Consider the following 1,756-nt stretch of genomic DNA (forward strand, 5'->3'; position numbering starts at 1 on the left):
GAGACGCTGTAGACACCTCAGGTGTTTAGCGCGTCAAGCGGCTTCGGCTAGTTCGAAGGGAAAGGCGGTCTGTTCGTCGAACAGTTCGGTGTGCTGGAGGCAGTGGTAGAGCTGGCCGATCATGCGGTTGAACAGATGACGCTGGGCGCCGGCGTGCCAGTCTCCACAGTCGTCGCGGCGGTGGCGGTAGTGGGCTTTGGCGCCGGGTGAGGCGTTGGGGGCGGAGAAGGCCCACAGGTAGCCGGCCGCGTTGAGCCGGTCGTTCTTGACCCAGCGGCGGGTGATGGACGACTTCTTGCCCGAGGCACGGGTGATGGGCGAGGAGCCGGCGTATGCCTTCAGGCCGCGGGCGTCGGTGAAGCGGGTGCGGTCGTCCCCGATCTCGGCGAGCACCCGGGCGCCGAGCTGGACGCCGAGGCCGGGGAAGGACAGGTAGATGTCAGCGTCCGGGTGCTGAGGGAACACCTCCTCCACCGTCTTCGCGAGCCGGTCAGCGGCGGTGCAGGCGGCCTCCAGCTGGATCAGCAGGGCCAGCATCTGCTCACCAAGGGCGTCCTCCACGAGCGCAGGCTGGTGGGCCCACTCGGCGCGGAGGACCTCTTGCAACCGGTCGGCCTCCGCCTCGATGCCACGCTGGCGTCCGGCGCGCTTGAGGGTGGCTTGGAGCTGTGTGCGGGTCAGGCGAGCCGCGCGGGTAGGGGTGGGGGCAGCCTTGAGCAGGGCGTGGGCCTCGGGACGGCACAGGCCGTTCTTCCACGGCTCGACCGCGGCCAGGGCGGCGGGATAGTACTCACGCAGCAGCGAGCGGAGCTGGTTGGCGATGGTCTGACGGTTCCAGGTGGCGTCCTGCTGTGCCCGGGCCAGGACGGCGATGGCCCGGGCACAATCGGTGTCGTCGGGCAGAGGCCGGTGGGCATGCATGTCCGTGCGCAGGATGTTGGCCAGCACGAGGGCGTCACCGGGGTCGGACTTCTTGCGCGAGACAGAGTGGCGATCGCGGTAGCGGGCGGCGGCCATAGGGTTGATCGCGTAAACCTTCCGCCGGCCGGTGCGCAGGACGGCGACCAGCAGGCCGCGGGAGGTCTCGATCGCGACCGGGATGGGGTTGTCCTCGGTGTCGCCGTGCTCGGCGAGCAGGTCCAGAAGGATCTTGTAGCCGGCCGCGTCGTCGGTGATGTGCCGTTTGGCGACCAGCGTTCCGGTGTGGTCGACCAGCGCCACGTCGTGTGTCTTCTCTGCCCAGTCGATGCCGCAGTAAATCAAGGTCCCTCCCGGTACTGCCTATGCGTTTGTACTGGTCACGAGCTCGAGCGGAACCACGCAGCGACCTAATCCCAGGACTCGACCCTCCAGGCCGGTCCGCCACCTCAGCAGCTGTTCGTGGCACCAGCGCACCCCACGGGCCTCGGTCTGTGCGGGAGCTCGAAAATCGGCTCGGGCATATCAAGAGGTCACCGCGCGATGGGCTCGCACCACCAACACCAACGAGTGATCATGCTGGCGGTGTTGACGGTGGCGGCGGTCGCGAGGGCACCGGACGCCGCACGGTCTACAGCTAGGCGTCGAAGCCCGGAGACGTGTAGGCATCCGTCCGCCGCCCATGCGGCCGCCACCACCATCGGAGCCGGGACCGCCCACCAGTACACGGAAAGGTTTCGGGAGCCTGGATGGAACCAGAAGCCACGGGCCCGGCATTCTCGAACGGCTCGCCTCTGTGCCCGATCTGGCGAACCGTCCTTACCCACGGATTAGGAGA

At 68.1% G+C, this 1,756-nt stretch carries 1 protein-coding gene; it reads right to left on the bottom strand.

Annotation, left to right across the window (positions count from 1 at the left end; all coding sequences use genetic code 11):
- Nucleotides 1-33: 33 nt before the first annotated feature.
- On the bottom strand, nt 34-1,263 hold the full coding sequence (locus AB0N14_RS40035; protein ID WP_366030596.1) for an IS110 family transposase: 1,230 nt from the start codon (nt 1,261-1,263) through the stop codon (nt 34-36).
- Nucleotides 1,264-1,756: the final 493 nt, after the last annotated feature.

It is taken from the genome of Streptomyces sp. NPDC051104 (genome assembly GCF_040682835.1).
GTDB lineage: Bacteria > Actinomycetota > Actinomycetes > Streptomycetales > Streptomycetaceae > Streptomyces > Streptomyces cynarae.